The sequence below is a fragment of the Clostridium vitabionis genome, assembly GCF_015351765.1.
Classification (GTDB): Bacteria; Bacillota; Clostridia; order Lachnospirales; family Lachnospiraceae; genus Clostridium_R; species Clostridium_R vitabionis.
This window is the reverse complement of the sequence record NZ_JADKQA010000001.1, coordinates 480663-501630: the sequence shown is the minus strand read 5'-3', so window position 1 is coordinate 501630 and position 20968 is coordinate 480663. Positions and strand designations below refer to the sequence as shown.

General features: G+C 57.7%; 16 protein-coding genes. 7 read left to right on the top strand and 9 right to left on the bottom strand.

Going from position 1 to position 20968, the window contains the following annotated elements:
• Positions 1 to 10: 10 nt before the first annotated feature.
• The 3 genes from ISF27_RS02125 to trkA form a co-directional block, all read right to left on the bottom strand.
• Complete coding sequence (locus ISF27_RS02125) at positions 11 to 1645, bottom strand: histidine kinase N-terminal 7TM domain-containing protein (RefSeq protein ID WP_207727363.1); 1635 nt, start codon at positions 1643 to 1645, stop codon at positions 11 to 13.
• 123 nt (positions 1646 to 1768) lie between these two features.
• Positions 1769 to 3208 carry a TrkH family potassium uptake protein gene (locus tag ISF27_RS02120; RefSeq protein ID WP_194608659.1) on the bottom strand — a complete coding sequence of 480 codons (1440 nt, stop codon included), beginning with the start codon at positions 3206 to 3208 and terminating at the stop codon, positions 1769 to 1771.
• A gap of 14 nt (positions 3209 to 3222) precedes the next feature.
• Entirely contained in the window at positions 3223 to 4584 is a 1362-nt protein-coding gene (trkA, locus tag ISF27_RS02115) for a Trk system potassium transporter TrkA (RefSeq protein ID WP_194608657.1), read from the bottom strand.
• 218 nt (positions 4585 to 4802) lie between these two features.
• Between trkA and ISF27_RS02110 the strand changes: the two genes are divergently transcribed.
• The 4 genes from ISF27_RS02110 to ISF27_RS02095 all read left to right on the top strand — a co-directional run bounded on the left by ISF27_RS02110 (position 4803) and on the right by ISF27_RS02095 (position 9793).
• On the top strand, positions 4803 to 6536 hold the full coding sequence (locus ISF27_RS02110; protein ID WP_328701477.1) for a sensor histidine kinase: 1734 nt from the start codon (positions 4803 to 4805) through the stop codon (positions 6534 to 6536).
• The gene (locus tag ISF27_RS02105) at positions 6529 to 7215 is read left to right on the top strand and encodes a response regulator (RefSeq protein ID WP_194608654.1); all 687 of its coding nucleotides are present in this window, start codon (positions 6529 to 6531) and stop codon (positions 7213 to 7215) included. Before ISF27_RS02110 ends, ISF27_RS02105 begins: the two co-directional genes overlap by 8 nt.
• A gap of 108 nt (positions 7216 to 7323) precedes the next feature.
• On the top strand, positions 7324 to 8583 hold the full coding sequence (locus ISF27_RS02100; RefSeq protein ID WP_194608652.1) for a sodium/glutamate symporter: 1260 nt from the start codon (positions 7324 to 7326) through the stop codon (positions 8581 to 8583).
• Between the two features lie 235 nt (positions 8584 to 8818).
• Positions 8819 to 9793, top strand: a complete 975-nt coding sequence (locus tag ISF27_RS02095; RefSeq protein WP_194608650.1) for a TAXI family TRAP transporter solute-binding subunit — start codon at positions 8819 to 8821, stop codon at positions 9791 to 9793.
• Positions 9794 to 9853: 60 nt separating this feature from the next.
• Here ISF27_RS02095 and ISF27_RS02090 read toward each other — a convergent pair whose 3' ends face one another.
• Positions 9854 to 10423, bottom strand: a complete 570-nt coding sequence (locus ISF27_RS02090; protein WP_194608648.1) for a hypothetical protein — start codon at positions 10421 to 10423, stop codon at positions 9854 to 9856.
• Positions 10424 to 10691: 268 nt separating this feature from the next.
• Here ISF27_RS02090 and ISF27_RS02085 point away from each other — a divergent pair, with 268 nt between their 5' ends.
• Complete coding sequence (locus tag ISF27_RS02085; protein ID WP_194608646.1) at positions 10692 to 11876, top strand: polysaccharide deacetylase family protein; 1185 nt, start codon at positions 10692 to 10694, stop codon at positions 11874 to 11876.
• Positions 11877 to 11981: 105 nt separating this feature from the next.
• On the opposite strand, the gene ISF27_RS02080 is transcribed toward ISF27_RS02085, so the two are convergent.
• From ISF27_RS02080 to ISF27_RS02070, 3 genes are read right to left on the bottom strand one after another with little or no spacing between them, the layout of a single operon-like run.
• A complete protein-coding gene (locus tag ISF27_RS02080; protein ID WP_194608644.1) occupies positions 11982 to 14180 on the bottom strand; it encodes an ATP-dependent helicase in 2199 nt (732 codons plus the stop codon).
• Between the two features lie 3 nt (positions 14181 to 14183).
• Complete coding sequence (locus ISF27_RS02075) at positions 14184 to 14825, bottom strand: HAD family hydrolase (protein WP_194608642.1); 642 nt, start codon at positions 14823 to 14825, stop codon at positions 14184 to 14186.
• On the bottom strand, positions 14819 to 15637 hold the full coding sequence (locus tag ISF27_RS02070) for a TatD family hydrolase (protein WP_194608640.1): 819 nt from the start codon (positions 15635 to 15637) through the stop codon (positions 14819 to 14821). Before ISF27_RS02070 ends, ISF27_RS02075 begins: the two co-directional genes overlap by 7 nt.
• A gap of 252 nt (positions 15638 to 15889) precedes the next feature.
• Between ISF27_RS02070 and ISF27_RS02065 the strand changes: the two genes are divergently transcribed.
• Complete coding sequence (locus ISF27_RS02065) at positions 15890 to 18028, top strand: Na/Pi cotransporter family protein (protein WP_194608638.1); 2139 nt, start codon at positions 15890 to 15892, stop codon at positions 18026 to 18028.
• Positions 18029 to 18051: 23 nt separating this feature from the next.
• Here ISF27_RS02065 and ISF27_RS13480 read toward each other — a convergent pair whose 3' ends face one another.
• Positions 18052 to 18888: a DUF5131 family protein gene (locus tag ISF27_RS13480; RefSeq protein ID WP_194608636.1), complete on the bottom strand. Its 837-nt coding sequence runs from the start codon at positions 18886 to 18888 to the stop codon at positions 18052 to 18054.
• Positions 18889 to 19028: 140 nt separating this feature from the next.
• Between ISF27_RS13480 and ISF27_RS02055 the strand changes: the two genes are divergently transcribed.
• Positions 19029 to 19916 carry a methylenetetrahydrofolate reductase gene (locus ISF27_RS02055; RefSeq protein WP_194608634.1) on the top strand — a complete coding sequence of 296 codons (888 nt, stop codon included), beginning with the start codon at positions 19029 to 19031 and terminating at the stop codon, positions 19914 to 19916.
• On the opposite strand, the gene ISF27_RS02050 is transcribed toward ISF27_RS02055, so the two are convergent.
• Positions 19885 to 20913: a hypothetical protein gene (locus ISF27_RS02050; protein WP_194608632.1), complete on the bottom strand. Its 1029-nt coding sequence runs from the start codon at positions 20911 to 20913 to the stop codon at positions 19885 to 19887. The genes ISF27_RS02055 and ISF27_RS02050 overlap by 32 nt on opposite strands.
• Positions 20914 to 20968 lie beyond the last annotated feature (55 nt).

The following is a 20968-nucleotide window of genomic DNA, read 5'->3' as shown; positions in this document are numbered from 1 at the left end:
TAAAAATTCTTCATTCCTGTTCACCCGCCTTTCCGATGCGCAGCGTAAAGCACCATACCCCTTTCTCATAAGCGCAGGTGTCGGCCAGGCCGGAGAGCGCTGACAATTCGGTTCGGCATTCTGCCTGCAGAGAAAAGATGACGGTATCTTCAAGACTGCGGGCCTTCAGCCAGATAAAACGAAGGTCATCCATCGCGGCTTCCGTCACTGCTTCAAAAAAGTCATATACACGGATCGCATCCCGGATGAAAATGCTGTTTTTGCCCGGAATGTCTACGGCGCACTCCACGCCCATCAGCTCTAAATTGGCAAAGGATTCGTCAAGGCAGGCGGACAGTTCGGCAGTATCCGTCACCTTGGATTTTTCCCGGATAAACATCAAATTTCCCCGGCGTTTTACGTATGCGCCGATCACCGCCGCTTTTGCGAGCAGGCCGCGGCGGGTCTCCGGATCGGGCTCCGCTTCATATTGTGCCAGCAGCCGGTCGAGCAGCTCGATCTGATGCGCGGTTTTTGCCTGCAGCCGGTCATACAGCCTGTTCTTCTCCCGGATTTTGCTGATCTTTACCTTGGTCTGATAATTTTCCTGCTCCACATCATTACTTTCCGCGATCGTCTTCCTGTTCTCCTCCAGCTTTTCCAGAACAGCGGTAAGGTCGGAAATATCTTCCTGCCATAAAACATAGCCGCCGCTGATCCTGCTGCTCCGGAGCAGCGTGTTGTGATCCAGCATGGCCGTGCCCCTCTCCGCCAGGCGCATCTGATCTGCCGTCAGCTGTGGTGCGTTTGCGGAGGCATAGCGGATATGATCATCCATATCGACGATCTGCGCTCCTATGGAACCGGCTTCAAACAGGGCCTGATACCCGGTGTTCGTCTGGATCAGCCCGCACTGGATACAGCATTCCAATATTCCGGTAAACATCAGGCACTGCGCCGCCGTGACGTCTCCGCCGATCAGCTGCATCCACTCCGCGCCGCTGGCATAGACCAGGGCATAGCCGATGGAACAGCTTAACAGCAAAAACGGCAGATATTTTTTCCTCTGCGAGTGCCGGCACTTATTAAACATAAGAAAAAATGCCGCCAGGGCGCAGATAATCCCCCATCCGAATACCAAATAGTATCCGAATTCATATCCCTGGTTATCATCCGCCCATACCGCTCCCTCCGGGAAGAAAAAAATCAACTGATGGAAATCATTGGTCAGCACCAGCAGCAGACAAAGCGCCGTAGGAAGATAAAGCAGCCGCGTCGATTTCGGCAATCTTGAGTTTGCGGGCTTGCCCAGCGAGATGGCGACAAACACAGAAAACAGCGGGATAAACAGCATGGGCAGATAATAACAGTACCACAGCTGCCGGCCTATTGCTGCATCTTCTATAAAATAATACTTCGTCGAACGGATAACAAACCAGAAAACCATCAATCCGGAAATCGCAAGCAGATAATGGCGCACCTGTACCTGGATAATCCGCTTGCTGACGGAGATTCCCCATCCGATATAGAGCGCGATATAAATCAGCGAGCGGACGATTCCCACCGGAACACTCCATACGCCAGCCTTTCCCAAAACGCGCAGAATAATCGCGCAGAAAACCATCGCGGCGACAAGAACGGCTGTCTTTTGACTCTGCCTCGTCATGCGGCCCCCTTTCCCATCGATGCAGTCCCTGAACATATTATACACGAGGATTCGCGGATTATTAAGAAAAAACTCCACCCGGTTTCCAAGGGGAATCGAGTGGAGTTTCCTTCAAAGTTGCTTTCAGGTTTTCTGCCAGGTTTTCGGGTAGAACAGCATGAGAAGCGGGAAAATTTCCAGCCTGCCGGCGAGCATGTCAAAGATCAGGACAATCTTCGCGAGAGGGCTCAGGAAGCCGTAATTGCAGGTCGGGCCAACCATGGCAAGTCCCGGCCCGATGTTATTGAATGTCGCCGCGACGGCGGTAAATGCCGTGACCAGGTCGTCATTGTCCAGTGCAACCAGGAGAACCGAGATGCCGAAAATGATGATATAGACGGCGAGAAAGACGTTGATCGAGCGTGTGGTGCTCTCCTCCACGGTCTTTCCGTCCATCTTCACGCGGCAGACCGCATTGGGATGCAGATAGAGCTGGAGCTCCTTCCGGATGTTCCGAAACAGCAGGACGACGCGGGACACCTTGATACCGCCCCCGGTACTTCCCGCGCAGGCGCCGATAAACATCAGGGCGACCAGGATGGCCTTGGAGAAGGACGGCCAGAGGTCAAAATCGGTGGTGCCGTATCCGGTGGTGGTGATGATGGAAGCCACCTGGAAATATGCCTGATGCAGCGCCTCGCCGAAGCTGCCGTAAAACCCGGTGACGTTCAGGGCAATCAGCAGGACGGAAGCGGCAATGATTGCCAGGTAAGTCCGGACCTCCTCGCTCTTCAAAGCGCTCCGAAAATCTCTCATGAGGATCAGGAAGTAGAAATTAAAATTCACGCCGAAGAGGATACAGAATGTCGCGGTTGCAGTCTGGAGAAACGGCGAATAGCTGCCCATGCTGTCGTTCCGGACGGCAAAACCGCCGGTGCCGGCACTGCCGAAGGTGATCGTCAGGGCGTCAAAGACCGGCATGCCGCCGATCAGCATCACAGCGATCTGAACGACCGTCATGAACAGATAGATTTCATAGAGAACCTTCGCCGTCGTCTGCACCTTCGGGAGCATGCGGGAAACGCTCGGCCCCGGGCTCTCCGCCTTCATCAGGTTCATGTGGGAACCGCCGGCGAGGGGAAGCAGGCTCAGGATAAAGACGAGAACCCCCATGCCGCCCAGCCAGTGGGTGAAGCTCCGCCAGAACAGGATGCAGCGGGGAAGGGATTCAACCTCGGGAAGGATGCTCGCCCCGGTGGTGGTAAAGCCGGACACCGTCTCAAACAGGGCATCCACCGGGTTCGGGATGCTGCCGCAGAGGACAAAGGGAACGGCGCCCATGACGCTCATCATAAGCCAGCTGAGCGAGCAGGCCGCCATGCTCTCCGCCGTGAAGAAAACCCGGCTCCGGATCGGAACCCTGGTCAGCAGGAAACCCAGGACAAGGCAGGCCGCCATCGTAGCAAGGAAACAGAAGCCCGCGCTCTCCCCGTAGACGACCGCCGTCAGGCAGGGCAGCAGCATAAATGCCGCCTCCACATTCAGCACCCAGCCGAGAATATGGGATATCATTGCAAAGTTCATAATTTCAGAAGCTCCTATGCTCTGGCCACAATATCGCGGATATCGTGAAGGCCCTTCTGGCTGGTCACGACAATCACGGTATCCCCGAGCCGGATCATGTTCTGGCCGCGCGGGATAATGATCTTTCCGTTCCGCATAATGGCCGCGATCAGCAGATTATTCTTCGTGGGCAGATCGCTCAGCGGGATATTGGTCACATCGGACTCTTCGCGGATAATAAACTCGAGTGCTTCCGCGCGGTTGCCCAAGATGTGGTAAAGCGTCTCCACATTGCTGCCGATCGAGTTCTGCATGGCCCGCACATACTGCAGGATATAGTCCGCCGTCAGGAACTTCGGGTAAATGAGGCTGCCGAGATCCATCTTGCTGATGAGCTGGTCAAACTGAATCCTATTGATTTTTGTGACAATCTTCGCCTGGGAATTATCCTTGGCATAGAGGGAGAGAAAGACGTTCTCCTCGTCGATATTGGTCAGGGTGATGAACGACTGCGCCGTCTGGAGGCCCTCCTCGAGAAGCATGTCCTTGTCCGTCCCGTCGCCGTTGATAATGAGCGTATCCCCGAGGACGTCCGCGAGAAAATCGCAGCGGGCGCGATCCTTCTCGATAATCTTCACCTGGATCTTCATCCGGGAAAGCTGCTGAGCAAGATAATAGGCGATGGTGCCGCCGCCGATGATCATGCAGTCGCGGACCTGGTGTGTGTCGAGGCCGATCTTGCGGAAAAACTCCGCCGAGTTGGTCTGGGACGCGATGATGGAAACCATATCCCCGTTGCGGATCACGAATTTCCCATCCGGGATGGAAACCTCATCCCCCCGCTCGACCCCGCTGATCAGGACGTCGCAGCGGAGCTTATTGTCGATCTCCATGACTGAGAGCCCGTCAAGGCCGAATTCCGGCTGAACCTTGAACTTCAGGAGCTCGATTCTCCCCTTGGCAAAGGTATCGATCTGGATTGCCGGCGGGAAGCGCAGGATGCGGGAAATCTCCGTCGCGGCAGCCATCTCCGGATTGATAATCATGGAGATCCCCATCTGCTCCTTGATAAACCCGATCTCGTTGCTGTAAACCGGGTTGCGGACGCGGGCGATCGTTGCGCAGTGTCCCGCCTTTCTCGCGATCAGGCAGCAGAGCAGGTTCATCTCGTCCGAATTGGTCACCGAGATGAAAATATCCGCCGTCTTGATTCCGGCCTCCATCTGTGTCGTGATGCTGGCACCATTCCCCTCGAGGCGGATAGCGTCAATGTCTTCGGAAACCCTGGCGAGGGCTTCCGCGGAGCGATCCACCATGACCACGTTGTGGCCTTCCTTTACCAGCTGGTCGGCAAGGGCTGTCCCGACCTTGCCGATCCCTACAATGATGATATTCATATATTCCTCCAGTATAAATCCATGCACCATACTAACAGAACAGGGGCAAAAAAGCAACCGGAGCGGCAGGCAGCATTGTGAACCGATCGTCCAGACGGTATAATAAAAAGGACCTGTCCGGCATGTGCCCGGCACCGTATGTACCGGCGTCCCCACGGAACTTTTCAAGGCACAGGATCCCGGACAGGGATCGAAATTTTTCAGAAGGAGGCGCTCCCGTGAAATTTCATCTGCAGGCCCCGTCGAACGCCCTTGAGCGGACGATCTACCGGACATTTCTCCTCTTCTCGGGATTCATGATCCTGGCCTCACTTTTGATCTCCCTCGCCTATGACATCCACCGGCAGCGACGCTACATGGACCGGGTGATCTACGGATCGGCCGCCTACGTCGCCGGCCTTCCGGGCGTCGTCTCCATGCTGGAGGCCGGCTACCCGGACAGCGCAACCTTAAGTGTCCTTGAGGATTTCTGTGAAAATATCCCCGACATCACCGGGGCGGTGGTCTACAACACGAGCGGCCTCCGCTTCTTCCATACGAGCCGCCACGCCACCGGCGAATCTTACCTGGACGGCAGCGAGAAGCCGGTCCTTGCGGGCGCCGACCCCTACATCACCACCGGTTACGATACGACAGGGGCGCAGCGGCGGGCCTACCACGCGGTCAGGAGCTCCTCGGGCGAGATCATCGGCTTTGTGATGCTGTCCATCCCCCAGGCGGTGATCTCCGCGAGTGACAAAGGACTGATCCTCCTGCACTTTGCCATTTTCCTGGTCATGATGGCGGTCTGCCTCGCTGCCACCCAGGCCACGCTGCGCTATATCCGCTCCGCCCTCGCGGGGCACGATCCGGATGAGCTCCTGAGCCTCTACACCCGCCAGAACTCTGTGCTGAATAACCTCGCCGAGGGCATCGCCGCGACCGACCGAAACGGCAAAATCATTTTCGCCAACAGCGAGGCCAGGGCAATCCTCGCGAGCGGCTCCGTGATCCGCGAACACCGGATCGGGGACATTTTCCCGGACAGCGCCTTTGCCCGGGTCATCCGCGATGGCGAGCCTGTCCTCCACCGGAACACGGTCATCGGCGGGCGGAGCCTTCTCATCAGCGAGGTGCCGATCATGCCCGGCGGAAGCCGCTCCCTTCTCCGGGTCGGGCAGGGGGCAGGCCCTGACGGCGAGCTGGTGATCCTCCAGGACCGGACAGAGACCCTGAAACTCTCTGATGAGCTCTCGGGCGCCCGCAGCATGATGGACACGATGCGCGCCTTCAACCATGAATATCTGAACAAGCTTCATGTCATCCTCGGCTACCTCCAGATCGGGGAGATCGAGAAGGCCAAAAAGTTCATTACAAACGCCGGCCTCGTCTCCAGCCAGGCTGTCCGGCAGACCGCGAACAGCATCCGCGAAAGCCGCATCTGCGCCCTCGTCATCGGGAAGATGATGCATGCCGCGGAGCTGGGAATCACCCTCTCTGTGACGCCGGACAGCCTCGTCCTGGAGAATGACCTCCTGATCCCCCTGGACAGCCTGGTGACAATTATCGGCAACCTCCTGGAAAATGCGATCGACGAGCTCGACAGCGCGGATGTTCCGGTGAAGGAGGTTGTGCTCAGCCTGTATTTCAGCCCGGAAGTGAATATCCTCGTCTGCACGGATACCGGCAGGGGCATCGACCCGGCCATCCGTGATCACATCTTCGACATGGGGATTTCCACCAAGGGCGCCGGCCACGGGACAGGGCTCTACCTGATCCGGCAGATTACCCGGAATTACGGCGGCACCATCGACCTGGAATCGGAACCGGGCGAGGGCACAAGCTTCACCGTCACCTTCACCGGGGAAAAGGGCATGGGAGCCGGGGAAGACAGCACAGGAAAAAAGGGACAGCCGGAGACGGCGCTGCCCAAAGAGACGGATCAAACTATGGGAGGAAACAGACATGGTTAAGGTACTGATTGTCGAGGACGACCCGATGGTTGCCTCCATCGACAGCCGCTATGTGGAGATGGACGGGAGATTTCAGGTGCTGAAGGTCTTCGACAACGGCAGGAGCGCTCTGGAATACCGGGAAATGGACCAGGTTGACCTGATCATTCTCGACTATTTCATGCCCTCCATGAACGGGGCGGAATTTCTCGACGCGCTCCACGGGCGGGGATACTTCCCCAGCATCATCATGGTGACTTCCGCCAATGACACGGACACCGTCACCGCGCTGATCTCCCGCGGTGTTGTGGATTACCTGGTGAAGCCCTTCGAGTACAGCCGCTTTCAGGAAGCCCTCTCTCGCTTCATCGACACCCGCGGCCTTCTCAGCGCCCACTCCGGCCAGGTCGCCCAGGAGGATATTGACCGCCTTCTCCACGGTGCCCACCCGAAGGCTTCCGGGCAGAAGGAGGTGCTCGCCAAGGGGCTGAACGCCCCGACGCTTGAGCGGATCCGGAACTTTCTGCGCGGGCATGCTGGCCAGTCGTTTACGAGCGAGAGCATTGCCCAGGCGGTCGGCCTTTCCCGCATCACCGTCCGCCGGTATGTCAATTATATGGTGGACACCGGCGAGCTCGTCAGCAACATCGACTACCACACCGGCGGACGGCCGGGGATTCATTACCGGTACTCTTCATAATTTTACTTACTTTACGTTACTAACTTACATAAATTGTATAGTAATTATTTGATGGCTATAATGCAATCATAAAAGTTCGATATACTTTTCTAAGAAGGGGGTAAATTTATGCTATCAACCATCGCATCGTACTTCGGTACCTTCAAGGCCGGGGAAAATGGGGCGGTCAGTACCTTCCAGTTTGAGTACCTGACTACGCTCGGCCTCGCCGCCATCGTCATCTTCCTCGGGCGCGCCATCGTGAAGCGCTCCAGGTTCCTGAGGAAATACGCGATCCCGGCGCCGGTCGTTTCCGGTATCATTTTCTCGGTCGTCATTTCCTGTATCAAGGCGGCAGGAATCATCGGATTCACCTTTGACACCAAGATCATGAAGGATCTGTGCCAGAACCTTTTCTTCCTCTGCGTCGGCTACGGGTTCTCGACCAGCCTCATCAAGAAGGCCGGTGGCAAGCTCGTGATGATGATCGCCGTCGCGGCAGTTGTCCTGATCACGCTCCAGGATATCCTGGGTGTTGTCGTCGGCAACGCGATCGGCCTGAACCCCCTGCTTGCCCTGCAGTGCTCCTCCTCTTCCATGTCCGGAGGCGTCGGCACCGCATCGGCCTTCGGCCCGATCTTTGAGAAAATGGATCCGTCCATGGGCGAGGGCATGGCGACGACCGTCGGCGTCGCGGCAGCGACGATGGGCAACATCATGGGCTCCCTGATCGGCGGCCCGGTGGCAGCATACCTGATCACCCATCATAACCTGAAATCCGACCCGAATGATAAACCCGAATCGGCAGCCAGCGGAAAGCTCCCGTCTCTCAACAACGAGCGCATGATCACGGCGTTCGCCATGTCCCTCCTGTTCGCTGCCCTCGGCATGCCGATCTACATGATCCTCGACAACATCCCGATGATCTCCATGCCGAAATTCATCGGCTGCCTCTTCGCCGGCGCAATCTGCCGCAATGTCTGCGAGGCCGCCGGAGTTGACACCCACGTTCCGGAATTTGACGCGATCGAGCACATGTTCCTCGAGCTCTACCTCGCCCTCGTCCTGATGACCATCGACATCACAAAGCTTGCACCGGTTGCCGGCCAGATGGGCATCATCCTTCTTGCCCAGGCGATCTTCATGGCAGTATTTGCGATCTTCGTCTCCTACAACATGTTCGGCCGCGACTACGGCGCAGCCGTCATGGCAGGCGGTAACTGCGGATGGGGCTGCGGCTCCGGCCCGAACGCTGTGGCAAATGAGAAGGCCATCATGGATGAGTACGGCTATCACAATGTAGCCTGGGTTCTGTATCCGTCATGGGCAGTCATCTGCGATGATATCTACAACCCGATCTTCCTGTCGATCTTCTCGAATTTCGTATAATCAACGCAAAAACTTCCTTTTCTTTCTATATTTCTGTTCCCACGCCGCCCCGGCTTTTTCCGCCGGGGCGGCCGTTTTGTCGCCGTTCAGCACAATCCTCCAAATTGTCCAGTTGCCCGCCCTATTCTTTTATGTTAAAATTTTACAGACGATTGAAAACAATTCATTCCGAGAGGGGGAATGAGATCGTATGCATCCTGCCGGAAAATGCCGCCTTGTCCTATCTGTTGGACTGATGATGGCAGCCTGCGCGCTTTTTGCCTGTTCCGGAAAACAGGCTTCTTCTCCCGCCGGCACCGGAGAGCCTTCCGGGAGCGGTCTCACCGTCATCACCATCGGAACGGCGGACGCCGGCGGAACCATGGTGCCCGCCGGCCAGGCGATCGCTGACGCCATCGCCGCCGCGGATCCCACCATCCGGGTCAATGTCAATGCCTCTACCGGCTCGGTCAGCAATATCCAGTCCCTGCGATCCGGGGAGATCGATCTTGGCCTGGTCAGCGGGGACGCCGCCTGGCGAGCCTATAACGGCTCAGGGGATTTCTCCGGCAATGCTTTCCCCGGCCTTCGCGCGGTCGCCGCGCTCTATTCCAGCACCTCTGACTGGATGGCGCCGGATGCCGTCGGGATCCGCTATGTGCATGACCTGAAGGGTCATGTCTGTGCCATCGGGCCGGAAAATTCCGCGACAGACAACACTGCCCGGGATAGTCTCCGCGCCTGCGGCATTCCTATCGATTCCGACCACTTTAAAAATATCAGCATCGGTGAGGGGAGTTCCATGACCATCCGCGGCGAGATCGACGCGGTGCACGGCTTTGCCGGAAACCCGATCAGCGGCCTTGCGGATATGGCGGAAGCGACCCCATCGCGGCTTCTTCTCTACACGGAAAGTGAGCTCGACGCCATCCTCAACCGATACCCTTACTACGAAGAAGTCAAAATCCCTGCCGGAACCTACAAGGGGCAGGATACGGTTGTCACGACCTTTGGCGTCAAGTGCCTGCTCTGTGTGAGCAGCGCCGCCGACAAGGAGAAGATCCAGCACCTCGCGGAAATCCTGGATCATGCAGCGGTAGATCTTGCCTCCACGTACCCCTATCTTCAGGAACTGGACGATGACCTCTTCCGCTACAGCGCCATCCCGATCCCGCTGCATGAAGGCGCGCTCGCCTACTACCATCAGAGGGGATACATCGATTCCCAGTGAATGCCTTCTCCATGACCAGACAATCGCCGCCACCTGAAAATAGGTGGCGGCTTGATCATGTCAATCTTTGATGTAATGGATCGCGACCCATCCGGTAGAGTTTGTGTCCAGATAAGAAAATGTCGTCTCGGAATCGACATAAATCTCGGATGTCCCTGTGGGCTCCCCGTGAATCGTCTGGGCATAATCATCATAACCATCGATGCTGTAGGAATACTGATATGTCCGGCTGTTCAGGTTGACCGTATCGCCCTGCACAGACACGCTGGCATGCTTTAACCCGCTGCTCACCGGTACGGAACCAGCCAGAATCTGCTGATTCTGAATCGAGTAGATGATACAGCCATCGCCAGTATATTTGCCATCCTGCAATCGGATCCGCCCGGTCCACGCCCCGTCCGCATTGACCCAGTACCCGTCCGGTGTCCTGGTGCCGGCAAGCATATACCCATATTCATTAAAATAGTACCACTTGCCTTCAATCTCCTGCCAGCCGTTCGCGGTCCAACCCCCATCATCATTCTGATACCACCAGCCTGCCTGGTCCTGCACCCACTGACCGGCAAATGCGGGCGTTGACACTGCCAAAGTGATTGCTGCCGCCAAAATCGGTATAAGCGTCCTTTTCATGTGAATGCCCTCCTTATTAAAATTATACGAATGCCCTCATGATTAAAATTATACCAGACCATCGCAGAAAATAATATCATCCCGGAACGGTTTTTGCATACTCCCAAAAAACCGGAACTATCCGGACATCCATGAGAAAGTAAGAAAATCTTCATTTCCAAGGAGCATCTTTGTATACCTTTTTCTGTGCAGATTCAGTATAATACAGGATATTGTGATAAAATAGGAATCAATTACGAAATAAGGGGAATTGAGTAAGGAAAACGTTATGGATGAACATCAGCAGGGCAGACAGGACAGGGAACGTGCTGCCGGGAACAGCAGGTTAATCGAAGATAGACAGGCCGGGAGGAATACGGCGGCAAGGCCTCAGGCTCACAGGCCGTCCAGGAATTCCGGGAACGGGCGCCGCACGGCGCACCGGCACCGCCGGTATAAGCGGGGGAAGGCACTCTATATCGCCCTGGGAATCCGCGCCGCCTTCGCCCTGATCGTCCTCCTCCTCGCGGTGGGCGCCATCCGCGGGATCACCGGCATGTTCCGCCATCACGGACAGCAGCAGGCAGAGGAATCCACGGAGGAAGCCTCCTCGGCGGAGGAATCCGCCGCGCCGGAGGAAACCCAGAACCCGAACATCGTCACCTCGAACGGCCGGCAGCTCGACCTGACAAAGCCGATGGTCGCGGTGACCTTCGACGACGGCCCGTACGCCAGCGTCGGCAATCAGATCATGGACACGCTCGCGCAGTGCGGCGGGAAGGCCACATTTTTCGTGGTCGGCAACCGGGCGGAAAAATACACCGACGAGCTCAAGCGGATGGCCAGCGAAGGCCACGAGATCGGCAACCACTCCTATGACCACGATGAAAAGCTGTCGAAAAAAGACGCGAAAACGATTGCCTGGGAATTTAATTCCTGCGACGAGGAGATCAACAAGGTTGCCGGGGTGACGCCGGCAGTTTACCGCCTTCCCGGCGGCATCAACTCCGACACTGTCCGGAAGACGCTGACCAAACCGCTGATCTCCTGGAGTGTGGACACGGAGGACTGGAAAACCAGAAATGCCCAGGCTACCGTAAATGCGGTCGTCGGGCACGTCCGCGACGGCGATATCATCCTGATGCATGAGCTTTACCAGTCCACCGCCGACGCCTGCAAGACGATTCTCCCGGAATTGGTGAACGAGGGCTACCAGCTGGTGACGGTTTCTGAGCTGATCCAGTACCGCTCGTCCGGGCCGCTCGAGCAGGGCGTCCAGTATACGGATTTCCATCCGAAGTCCGGCGATGCCCAGGCGGCATCTTCCGGGACGCCGACCGTCGACGTCGACCAGGAAACCGCCGGTCTCGCCGCGAGTGCTGAGGAGAGCGGCTCTGCCGCTGCGCCGTCAGGCAGCTCCGCGGCAGGTTCCTCCGCGGCGTCATCCGGCGGGGAGGACAATACGGAAAACTGAGGCAAGCACACGAAGGGCTACCGCGATTCCACTTGATCCATGGAATCGCGGCAGCCCTTTCTTGTACAGTTGCCTTTTTGTCAAAAAGCTCCGATCCTCATTTTCCTATGCGGGGTCCCCTCCGGGCGGCTGCGGCGTCTGGCCGCGATCTTCCGCCTTCTCCAGCCTCGCCCGGAACGAGATCGCGCGCGGCGTCCTGATCTGGGCGAACCGCACAAGATAGGCTTCCCTGTCGAGATCCAGCGCTTCAATCACGCCTTCCCCGAATACCCGGTGCATGACATGGGTTCCCGGGGCAAGATGTTCTTCTTCTGTCCCCTCCCGGAGGCGCTGTTCGCTGCTGCGGATATACGCCCGCGCCTCCGCCATCTCCTCCTCCGACGGTTTATGGGTAAATTCCAGAAGGCCGGCATCAATATCCAGGATGAACCGCGAGGGATACCGCGGCATCCCGTCAAAATTTCTCCCGGACGCTTCCGTCATGCACAGCCTGTCCTTCGCCCTGGTCAGGGCGACAAAAGCGAGCCTGCGCTCCTCCTCCATCCCCTGACGGGTTTTCACCTTCCGCGACGGGAAGATCCCCTCATTCATCCCGCAGAGGATGACACAGGGGAACTCCAGCCCCTTGGCCGTATGGATCGTCATCAGCTTCACCCGGTCGCCCGTCTCCTCGATATCGGTATTGGTAAACATTGCCGCGTGGACCAGATAATTCTCCGCGGTGCATTCCTCCCCGCAGCTTGTCTCGTAATCGTAGACCGACTGGCGAAGTTCGGCAAGGTTGTCCAGGCGCTCCTGGCTTCCCTCGGTCCGCAGGGCTTTTTCGTAGCCGCTCTGATCGACCAGCTCCGCGAGCGTCTCGGACACCGGTTTTCCCGCGTATTCGGCGGCTTCCCGTTCAATCAGGCGGACGAATTCCGCCGCCCCCGTCCCCCGGAAAATGCCCTCGCCGAGATTTCTCTTGAGTGCCTCATAGAGTGTCCCGCCGTTCTTTTCCTGATATTCCTTCAGCCAGGCGATCCTTCGCTCCCCCAGATTCCGTTTCGGCTTGTTCACAATCCGGAGGAAGGACAGGTCATCGCGGTAGACCGCCATCCGGAGATAGCAGAGCGCGTCCTTGATCTCCATCCGCGAGAAAAACTGAGTGCCGCTGTAGATCACGTACGGAATCTTTTTCCGGATCAGTGCCTCCTCGACCGCACGGGTCACATAGTGGGCGCGATAGAGGATCGAGACATCCCGGAAAGGAATCCCCTCCGCCCGGTAAGACAGGATCCTGTCCGCGATCCATCCCGCCTCCTCGTCTGCCGACGGGGCATAGTGGCAGACCGGCATGGAGCCGCTCTCCCTGCAGGGAATCAGGTCCTTCCGGATCCTGTCGCGGTTGCGGCTGATCAGGGAATTGGCCACATTCAAAATCTCCGGTGTTGACCGGTAATTCCGCATCATCATGACGGTGTGGCAGGGGGTGAAGATCTTATCAAAATTCAGCAGATACTCCACCCGCGCCCCGCGCCAGGTGTAGATCGTCTGATCCGGATCCCCGACAATGAAGAGATTCCGATGGTAGCCGCAGAGAACCTCCATGAGCCTGTACTGGAGTGCGTCGATATCCTGAAACTCATCGATCATGATGTACTCCAGGCGCTCCTGCCATTTCTGGCGGATTTCCGGATTTTCCTCAAAGAGAAACAGGGAAAATTTGATCAGGTCATTGTAGTCGAGGCCGAAGCATTTCTTTTCCTGATAGAGATAGCCGTAAAAGATGATATCCCCGGCCTCCTCGGCTTTCTCGTATTTTTCCCTGAGTGTATCCCTCGACATCCGGAGCATATCCCGGTAATACTCCGGCTCCCGGAAGGTCTTCCGGATCTCGATCATGTCGCGCGCGGCACTGAAGGTCATGTCCCGGAGGGTCAGCCCGCGCTCCTCGTAGATGGCCTGCAGCATGGCATCGATATCCGAATTGTCCAGAACCAGGAAATTCTTCGGATACTGCAGGGCATGGCCGTCCTCCTGGAGGATGGAGACACAGAACCCGTGAAAGGTATTCACATAGCCCGTATCATTATCTCCGGTCAGCGCATGAATCCTCCGCCGCATCTCATTTGCCGACTTGTTGGTAAAAGTCACACAGAGAATATTGCCGGGGAGGATGCCCAGCTCATTCACCAGGTAGGCAAACCGCCTCGCCAGGACGCCGGTTTTGCCCGAGCCGGCGCCGGCGATCACCCGCACATAGCCCTCGGTAGCAGCCACCGCCTCGCGCTGGGCAGCATTCAGGTTCGCAAAAAGGTCTTCCATCGGTCACTCCATTTTCCCGGAAAGGCCGAGAATCTCCCGCAGCTCGCCGACATCACCGCCGGAGAAGCACCAGCCGTCCATCCCCTCCCGCTCCGCGGCATCGACATTGCGCCGAAGGTCATCGATGAATACGCACTCCTCCGGCCTCAGGCGGAATTTTTCAAAAAACCGGCGGTAAATTGCCTTCTCCGGTTTGAGGCACAGTTCCTCGGCAGAAAAAAGGATCCCCGAAATCAGGTCCGGCCGCGGCATAAACCGCGTCCAGCTTTTCCGGAGCCGCACCCCCGCGTTCGAGAGCACATAAATCTCCTGCCCGCGGCTGACAAGGTCTTCCATCACCTTGTCCATCCCTCTCTTCGGATGGAGATTGTATTGGTCATAGCTGAGAAATGCTTTCCGCGCGATCTCCCGCACCTCATCTGAGGAGAGCCTCGGCAGCACCTCCGCGAGAAATTCCTCCTCGCTGATCGCCCCTATATCAAGATAGGCCCAATCATAAGAAACAAAGACCGTCAGCCAGATTTCCCGGATGACCGCCGGGTCATCGGTAAACTGACGTATCGCCGCCCTGCCATCATAGTCGGCGAGCACCATCCCCATGTCAAAAACCACATTTTTGTACGCATTCCCCGGCTTTTTCAGCATTTTTCCTCTCCTCCCCGGCTGCCCGCCATCCTGTCCAAGCGGAACAGCCGTTCCGTATTCTCCCTGGCCATGCGGATCAGGCGCTCCTCCGGTATGCCCATATACCCCGCCAGCGCCGATGCCACATGGCAGATATTGCCGGGCACATTGACCCGGCCAAGGCCCGGGACGTTCCTCGGCGTGAGGTAAGGGGCGTCCGTCTCGAGAAGGATCCGGTCTTCCGGAATCTCCCGGACAGCCTCCCGGAGATCCTGCGCCCTCCGGTCATCACAGATCCAGCCGGTGACGCCGAGATAGAATCCCATCTCGAGGTATCGCCGCGCCTCATCGCGCGTCCCGGTGAAGCAGTGGATAACCGACCTCCGGCAGAGCCCGGAATGTCCGGAAAATATCTCTGCCATGTCGTCAAAGGCCTTCCGCTCATGGAGGAACATCGGCATCCCGGCCTCCTCGGCGATAGCTATCTGCTCCAGAAGCGCCTTCCGCTGATTTTCCCGGGTGGAGAACATCCGGTCATAGTCAAGGCCGCACTCGCCGACCGCAAGGATGCGCGGGTTATCCCGGAAAATCCGACGGATCAGCCGGTAATCCGCCTCCGAAGCGCTGTCCGCATTGTGCGGGTGTATCCCGGCTGTCCCGTACACCCCGCCATGGCTCCGGGTAAATTCGTCCACCAGGCGGTCCTCCTGCGGATCCGACCCCGTAAGAATACATGAGACGCCGCTTGCCGCGGCGTCCCGGAGCACTTTCTCCGGGTCATGGAACTCCCGGGAGAAGAGGTTCACACCGATATCCCAATAACGGTTCTCCATCCTCAGCTTCTCCTCCTTCCAGAGATCTCCCTGCCGCATGCGGCCATTGTGTGAATGCCGCCGGCATGTGCTGAACAGACAGGTAAATTATAACTTTATCCCGGCATTGTGGCAAGAAGCCGAAAATGCCGATTTTCCTCTCCCCCGCATAAGGTTTACGAATCCGGATTTTCAATGCTATAATGAATCCGGTTTTTACATCTGCAGCAGGCTATGATACACGGCGAAAGCCGGAAATGGAGTCCATCTGATATGTCAGCAATTGAAGTCCTAACTCTTGTCGGCGGGATCATCAGCGGCCTTGCCCTTTTTCTCTACGGCATGAACGTCATGAGCGCCGGCCTCACCAAGGCCTCCGGAGGGAAACTGGAGCAATTTCTCAGCGGCGTCACCAAAAACCGGCTGACCGCTTACCTCTTCGGCGTCGGCGTGACCGCCCTTGTCCAGTCCTCCTCCGCATCCACCGTCATGGTTGTCGGCCTCGTCAACTCAGGGATCATGACCCTCAAAGAAGCCGTCAACATCATCCTCGGCGCCAACCTCGGCACCACCTTCACCGCCTGGCTCCTCTCGTTGAACGCCATCTCCAGCGACAATCTGATTCTCACGCTCTTTAAGCCGGCAACCTTCACCCCTTACCTCGCCATCATCGGCGTCGGCCTCCTGATGTTCGCGAAGTCCGACCGGAAGAAGACGATTGCGTCCATCCTGATCGGCTTCTCGGTCCTGATGTTCGGCATGCAGATGATGTCCAGCGCGGTCTCCCCGCTCAAGGATTCGCCGGCATTTGTCCGCTTCCTGACCTCCTTCAGCAACCCGGCGATCGGCTTTCTCGTCGGTATCCTGTTCACTATGATTATCCAGAGCTCCGCCGGCACGATCGGCGTCCTCCAGGCGCTCTCCCTCTCCATCAGCGTAACCTACGGCATGTCGATCCCAGTTGTCATCGGCGCGGAGGTCGGCACCTGCATCACCGCCATCCTCTCCTCGTTCGGCGCCAACCGGAACGGCAAGCGGGCTGCCCTCATGCACCTATATTTCAACATCATCAAGGCCGGCAGCTTCATGATTATTTTTTACAGCCTGAACGCGGTTTTGCATTTTGCCTTTCTCGGCAGGGACGCCGGGATGATCGGCATCGCCGGTATCCACACCCTCATCAACCTGGTGGCGACCCCGCTCATGCTGCCCTTCTCCGGGATACTCGTGACTCTCGCCATGAAATCCATCCCGGAAGACGCGAGGGAACAGGAGGAAGAAGCCTCCGAGCGCTCTCTCAGTGTTCTCGACGAACGCTTCCTGACGAACCCGCCTTTCGCCCTCGAACAGGCCAGAAACGCGGCAGCCAAGATGGCAGGATACACGCTCGAGTGTACGCGGGAGGCTACCTCCCTCGTCTTCGACTACTCGGATGAACGCGCGGCCAAGGTCATCACCCTTGAGGACCGCATTGACCACTATGAAGATAAGCTCAGCTCCTATCTGGTGCAGATCAGCGCCGCTGACCTTGGACAGAAGGACAACCAGGCGTTCTCCGTCCTTCTCCACTCGATCGGAGACCTGGAGCGCATCAGCGACCACGCCCTGAACATCCAGCAGAGCGCGGAGAAAATGCACAGCACCGGCCGCATGTTTTCCGCGAGAGCCCGGGAGGAGGTCGGCATCTTTATCGCCGCCGTGGACGAGATCAGTGAGCGGACGATCCGCGCTTTCCAGGGCATGGACAGGGAGCTCGCGGCCACCGTCCAGCCCCTCGAGGATGTGATTGACATGCTGAACATGGAAGTCAAGCGCCGGCATGTGAGGCGCCTGCAGAAAGGCAAATGCACGATCGATCTCGGTTTCTCGCTGACCGACATCGCGACTGACCTCGAGCGCATCGCCGACCACTGCAGCAATATCTCCCTCGCCCTGATGCTGGCCGACAAGCCGGATTTCGGTTCCCATGAATTTGAAGATTCGCTCCGGAAGAAGGAAAGCCCGGAATATGAAGCCATGATCGCTGACTACGAGCAGAAATACCAGCTTCCTGTCTATGGAAAATACCAGGGAAAGGCAGCGGAAAATCCCGGACAGGCTTCCGCCACTTCCGCCGCGGCGGCGCTCCACGCGGATGGCGCAGCTCCCGCACCTGCCACGGGCGGCGCAGCCCCGGCATTCTCCGCGGGCAGTGCAGCTTCATCACCTGCCGCAGGCGGCGCGGTGCCGGGATATTCCGTGAAACCTGCAACGGGAAAGGAACCTGCCAACAGCTTTTCGAAGAATCCGTTTACTGGCAGCAATGCCCTGGATTCCTCCCCGCTGCACCGCTATTCCTACGCGGACGAGCAGGAACAGCTGGCAAAGAGGAAAAACAAGAAGAAAAAAGAAAAAGGAAAAAAGAAGAAATAAGCCGTTCGCCGGCAGGTCCCCATTCAGGCCTGCCGGCGAATCCATTCCATGATCACATCCACAATATAGCCCTGTTCTTCCTCCGTGAGAACCTTCCCGGAAGGTATGCCGTGCCATTTTTCCAGGCAGCTCCGACAGCAGCAGGCGGTGGCGTGCTGGGCAGGGAAGACGGGATGCCCGCGCATCGGAGTCTGCTTTCCGTCCTTCGGCGGATTTTCCGGAGCAAGCCGCTTCCGGACAAAATCCGCCGCGTGCTCCCGGATCGTCTGCTCCCCCTTCTCCCGGAGATAGCCGAGATCCTTCCGGTTTAGGTGAAAACCGCTCCGGAATTTTGACCCGGCAAGCCGCCGGAACAGCTCCTCCCGATCCGGAAGCCGATAATGAATCTTTGCCCCGTCATTGTGCCCGGGGATATAGCTCATCCCGGACTTTTCCGCCTGTACCTCCCGCTGTTCCTCCGGAATCCTGTAGAGCTTCCCATCCTTTACCAAATGGCTGCCCGTCGAGAGGAACAGGAAGGGAACCCCGGCACGGACACACGCTGTCCGGAGATCCCGCACCCAGCGGAAATCCAGCGGAACCTCCTCCGCACCGCTTCCTCCCGCGCAGACCACCCGGCAGATCCTGCCGCCGGCAAGCCATGGCGTGAGATTGAGCGGACCTCTCATCGGGATACACCGCACCTCCACCGGAGGCGTCTGCCCCGCCGGTTCCGCCGGAAAGGCCTTCCCCGCCGGTTTCCCCGGAAAGGCCTTCCCCGCCGGTTCCCCCGGGAAAGCCTGCTTCGCCTCCTCCCTGGGGAATTCCAACGAAAAAGCCTGCTCTGCCTCCTCCTGGCTTGTGACCGTGACTACCTTCACCAGAACCACCTTCCTTCAGCATCTTTTTGACACCCGGCGGGAAATTGTGTTATAACTCTAAATAACGCTCAGCCCGGTGTACCCACGCACCGGAATCTGCGGATGAAAAAACGATTCGCCTTGAATGGAGAGGTTATCCCATGAAGATCATTGACCTGTTAAATACCGGAAAAATTACCATCTCGATGGAGGTCTTCCCGCCGAAGACGTCCACTGCCTTTGACTCTGTGGAAAAAGCGGTCAGGGGCATTGCCGCCCTGCATCCGACCTTTGTGAGCTGCACCTACGGCGCGGGTGGCGGTACCAGCGAATATACCGTCAAAATCACGAAAGAAGTCCTCGACATGGGCGTGCCCGCCATGGCCCACCTCACCTGCATTTCCTCCGATCGGGACACGATTGAGCAGCAAATTGACCGGATCAGGGAAGCCGGAATCGAGAACATCCTCGCCCTGCGCGGCGATATCCCGCAGGGATTCGATGTCCATGCGCCGCACCGCTTCCAGCACGCCATCCAGCTGATCCACGAAATCCACGCGCTCTATCCCGAAGCCTGCATCGGCGGCGCCTGCTACCCGGAAAAGCACCCGGAGGCCGCCAGCAAGGAGGAGGATATCCTCCACATCCGCGAGAAGGTCGATGCCGGCTGTAATTTTCTCACCACGCAGATGTTCTTCGACAACTCGATCTACTACAACTACCTCTACCGCCTGCGCGAAGCCGGGGTTATGGTTCCGGTTCTCGCCGGCATTATGCCGGTGACCACGCGCCGCCAGATGGAGCGCTCCATCCAGCTCTCCGGATGCATCATCCCCGCCCGCTTCAAGGCGATGGTCGATATGTTCGGCGGGAATCCGGGAGCGATGAAGCAGGCCGGCATCATCTATGCCACGGAACAGATCGTAGACCTGATCTCCAACGGCATCCGCCACATTCACCTGTATACGATGAACAAGCCGGAAATCGCCGAAGCCATCCTCCGGAATATCAGCGCCATCACCGGGATTCCTGCCGGATCGTCCGACTGACCTTCGGGGAGATCATCTCGTCCGCGGCAAGGCTGTCGACATTCACAGAATTGCCGCCGATGACCGCGGACAGGATTTCCCCGTCCACTCCAGTTGTCCAGGTGGTGTTTCCATTTTCCACTGTCATCCCCTTGACAATCCTGCCATCGGGATCCACCAGCTTTTTTCTGCCATCCACTTCGAAAATACCATAGTCCCGGCTCTTCCTCTGCAATCTCCCGCGATAGTAGAGATAGCCGTCCACCTCACCGGTAACCCCTCTTCCGCTCTCATCAAACATATACCATTCCGCGCCATTTCCATCATCGATCTGAACCGACCCGACGGAGGCGGCGAGCCCCTGCGCGGGATCGAGATAGTAGAACGCCGGGTCTCCTCCGCCGAGAACTTCAACCATCCCGGAAAGCGCATGCGCATCGGAATCAAAAAGGTAAATTCTCCCGTCGATCGTCCGTGAGAGGATCCCCTGGTCCGGCAAGGCAGCCAGCGGAAAACCCGCAGCGTCAAAATAGAACCAGCTCCGTGCGCCTGAAGAGCTTCCCTCGGGATCCCGGAGATAGCGCCACATCCTTGCCGTCCGGATGCCGGTCTCGTCCCCAGTGCCATAGTAAGCGTACCCTCTCCGCTCCGGGACAGCGGCCTTCTCCCGAACCCATCCGGTCAGCAGCATGCCGTTCCGGTGGAATCCGTAGGTCACGCCGTCGATCTCCGTAACGTCGTCTTTCTTCATTCTTCCGGTCATCGGGCTGAAATAAAACCATGCCATGCCGTTGTGATCGCCGGCATATTCCGCCGTGGACGGATCCTGTTCCTGCCAGGAGAGGGGAATCTCCAGGTAGAGCCATCCGGTGGCATTGGCATCCCCGATCCGATAGACCTGCCGCCCCTGGTCAATCGCCCAGCCATCCTCGGCTGCCGCGGGAACCGTCTGAACGGCAGAAAGTGCGGCGGCGAGAATAAGCGCCGCCGTTCTTTTTCCAAATCTTTCTATTTTCAAGAAATTTCCTCCCTGTTGATCAACGTCCAGCAAATGCCGGGGTTCCTGTGCGGCT

Coding starts and splice junctions, on each gene's coding strand:
- ISF27_RS02125 (WP_207727363.1), bottom strand. CDS start 1,645: ATGACGAGGCAGAGTCAAAAGACAGCCGTTCTTGTCGCCGCGATGGTT.
- ISF27_RS02120 (WP_194608659.1), bottom strand. CDS start 3,208: ATGAACTTTGCAATGATATCCCATATTCTCGGCTGGGTGCTGAATGTG.
- trkA (WP_194608657.1), bottom strand. CDS start 4,584: ATGAATATCATCATTGTAGGGATCGGCAAGGTCGGGACAGCCCTTGCC.
- ISF27_RS02105 (WP_194608654.1), top strand. CDS start 6,529: ATGGTTAAGGTACTGATTGTCGAGGACGACCCGATGGTTGCCTCCATC.
- ISF27_RS02100 (WP_194608652.1), top strand. CDS start 7,324: ATGCTATCAACCATCGCATCGTACTTCGGTACCTTCAAGGCCGGGGAA.
- ISF27_RS02095 (WP_194608650.1), top strand. CDS start 8,819: ATGATGGCAGCCTGCGCGCTTTTTGCCTGTTCCGGAAAACAGGCTTCT.
- ISF27_RS02090 (WP_194608648.1), bottom strand. CDS start 10,423: ATGAAAAGGACGCTTATACCGATTTTGGCGGCAGCAATCACTTTGGCA.
- ISF27_RS02085 (WP_194608646.1), top strand. CDS start 10,692: ATGGATGAACATCAGCAGGGCAGACAGGACAGGGAACGTGCTGCCGGG.
- ISF27_RS02080 (WP_194608644.1), bottom strand. CDS start 14,180: ATGGAAGACCTTTTTGCGAACCTGAATGCTGCCCAGCGCGAGGCGGTG.
- ISF27_RS02075 (WP_194608642.1), bottom strand. CDS start 14,825: ATGCTGAAAAAGCCGGGGAATGCGTACAAAAATGTGGTTTTTGACATG.
- ISF27_RS02070 (WP_194608640.1), bottom strand. CDS start 15,637: ATGGAGAACCGTTATTGGGATATCGGTGTGAACCTCTTCTCCCGGGAG.
- ISF27_RS02065 (WP_194608638.1), top strand. CDS start 15,890: ATGTCAGCAATTGAAGTCCTAACTCTTGTCGGCGGGATCATCAGCGGC.
- ISF27_RS02055 (WP_194608634.1), top strand. CDS start 19,029: ATGAAGATCATTGACCTGTTAAATACCGGAAAAATTACCATCTCGATG.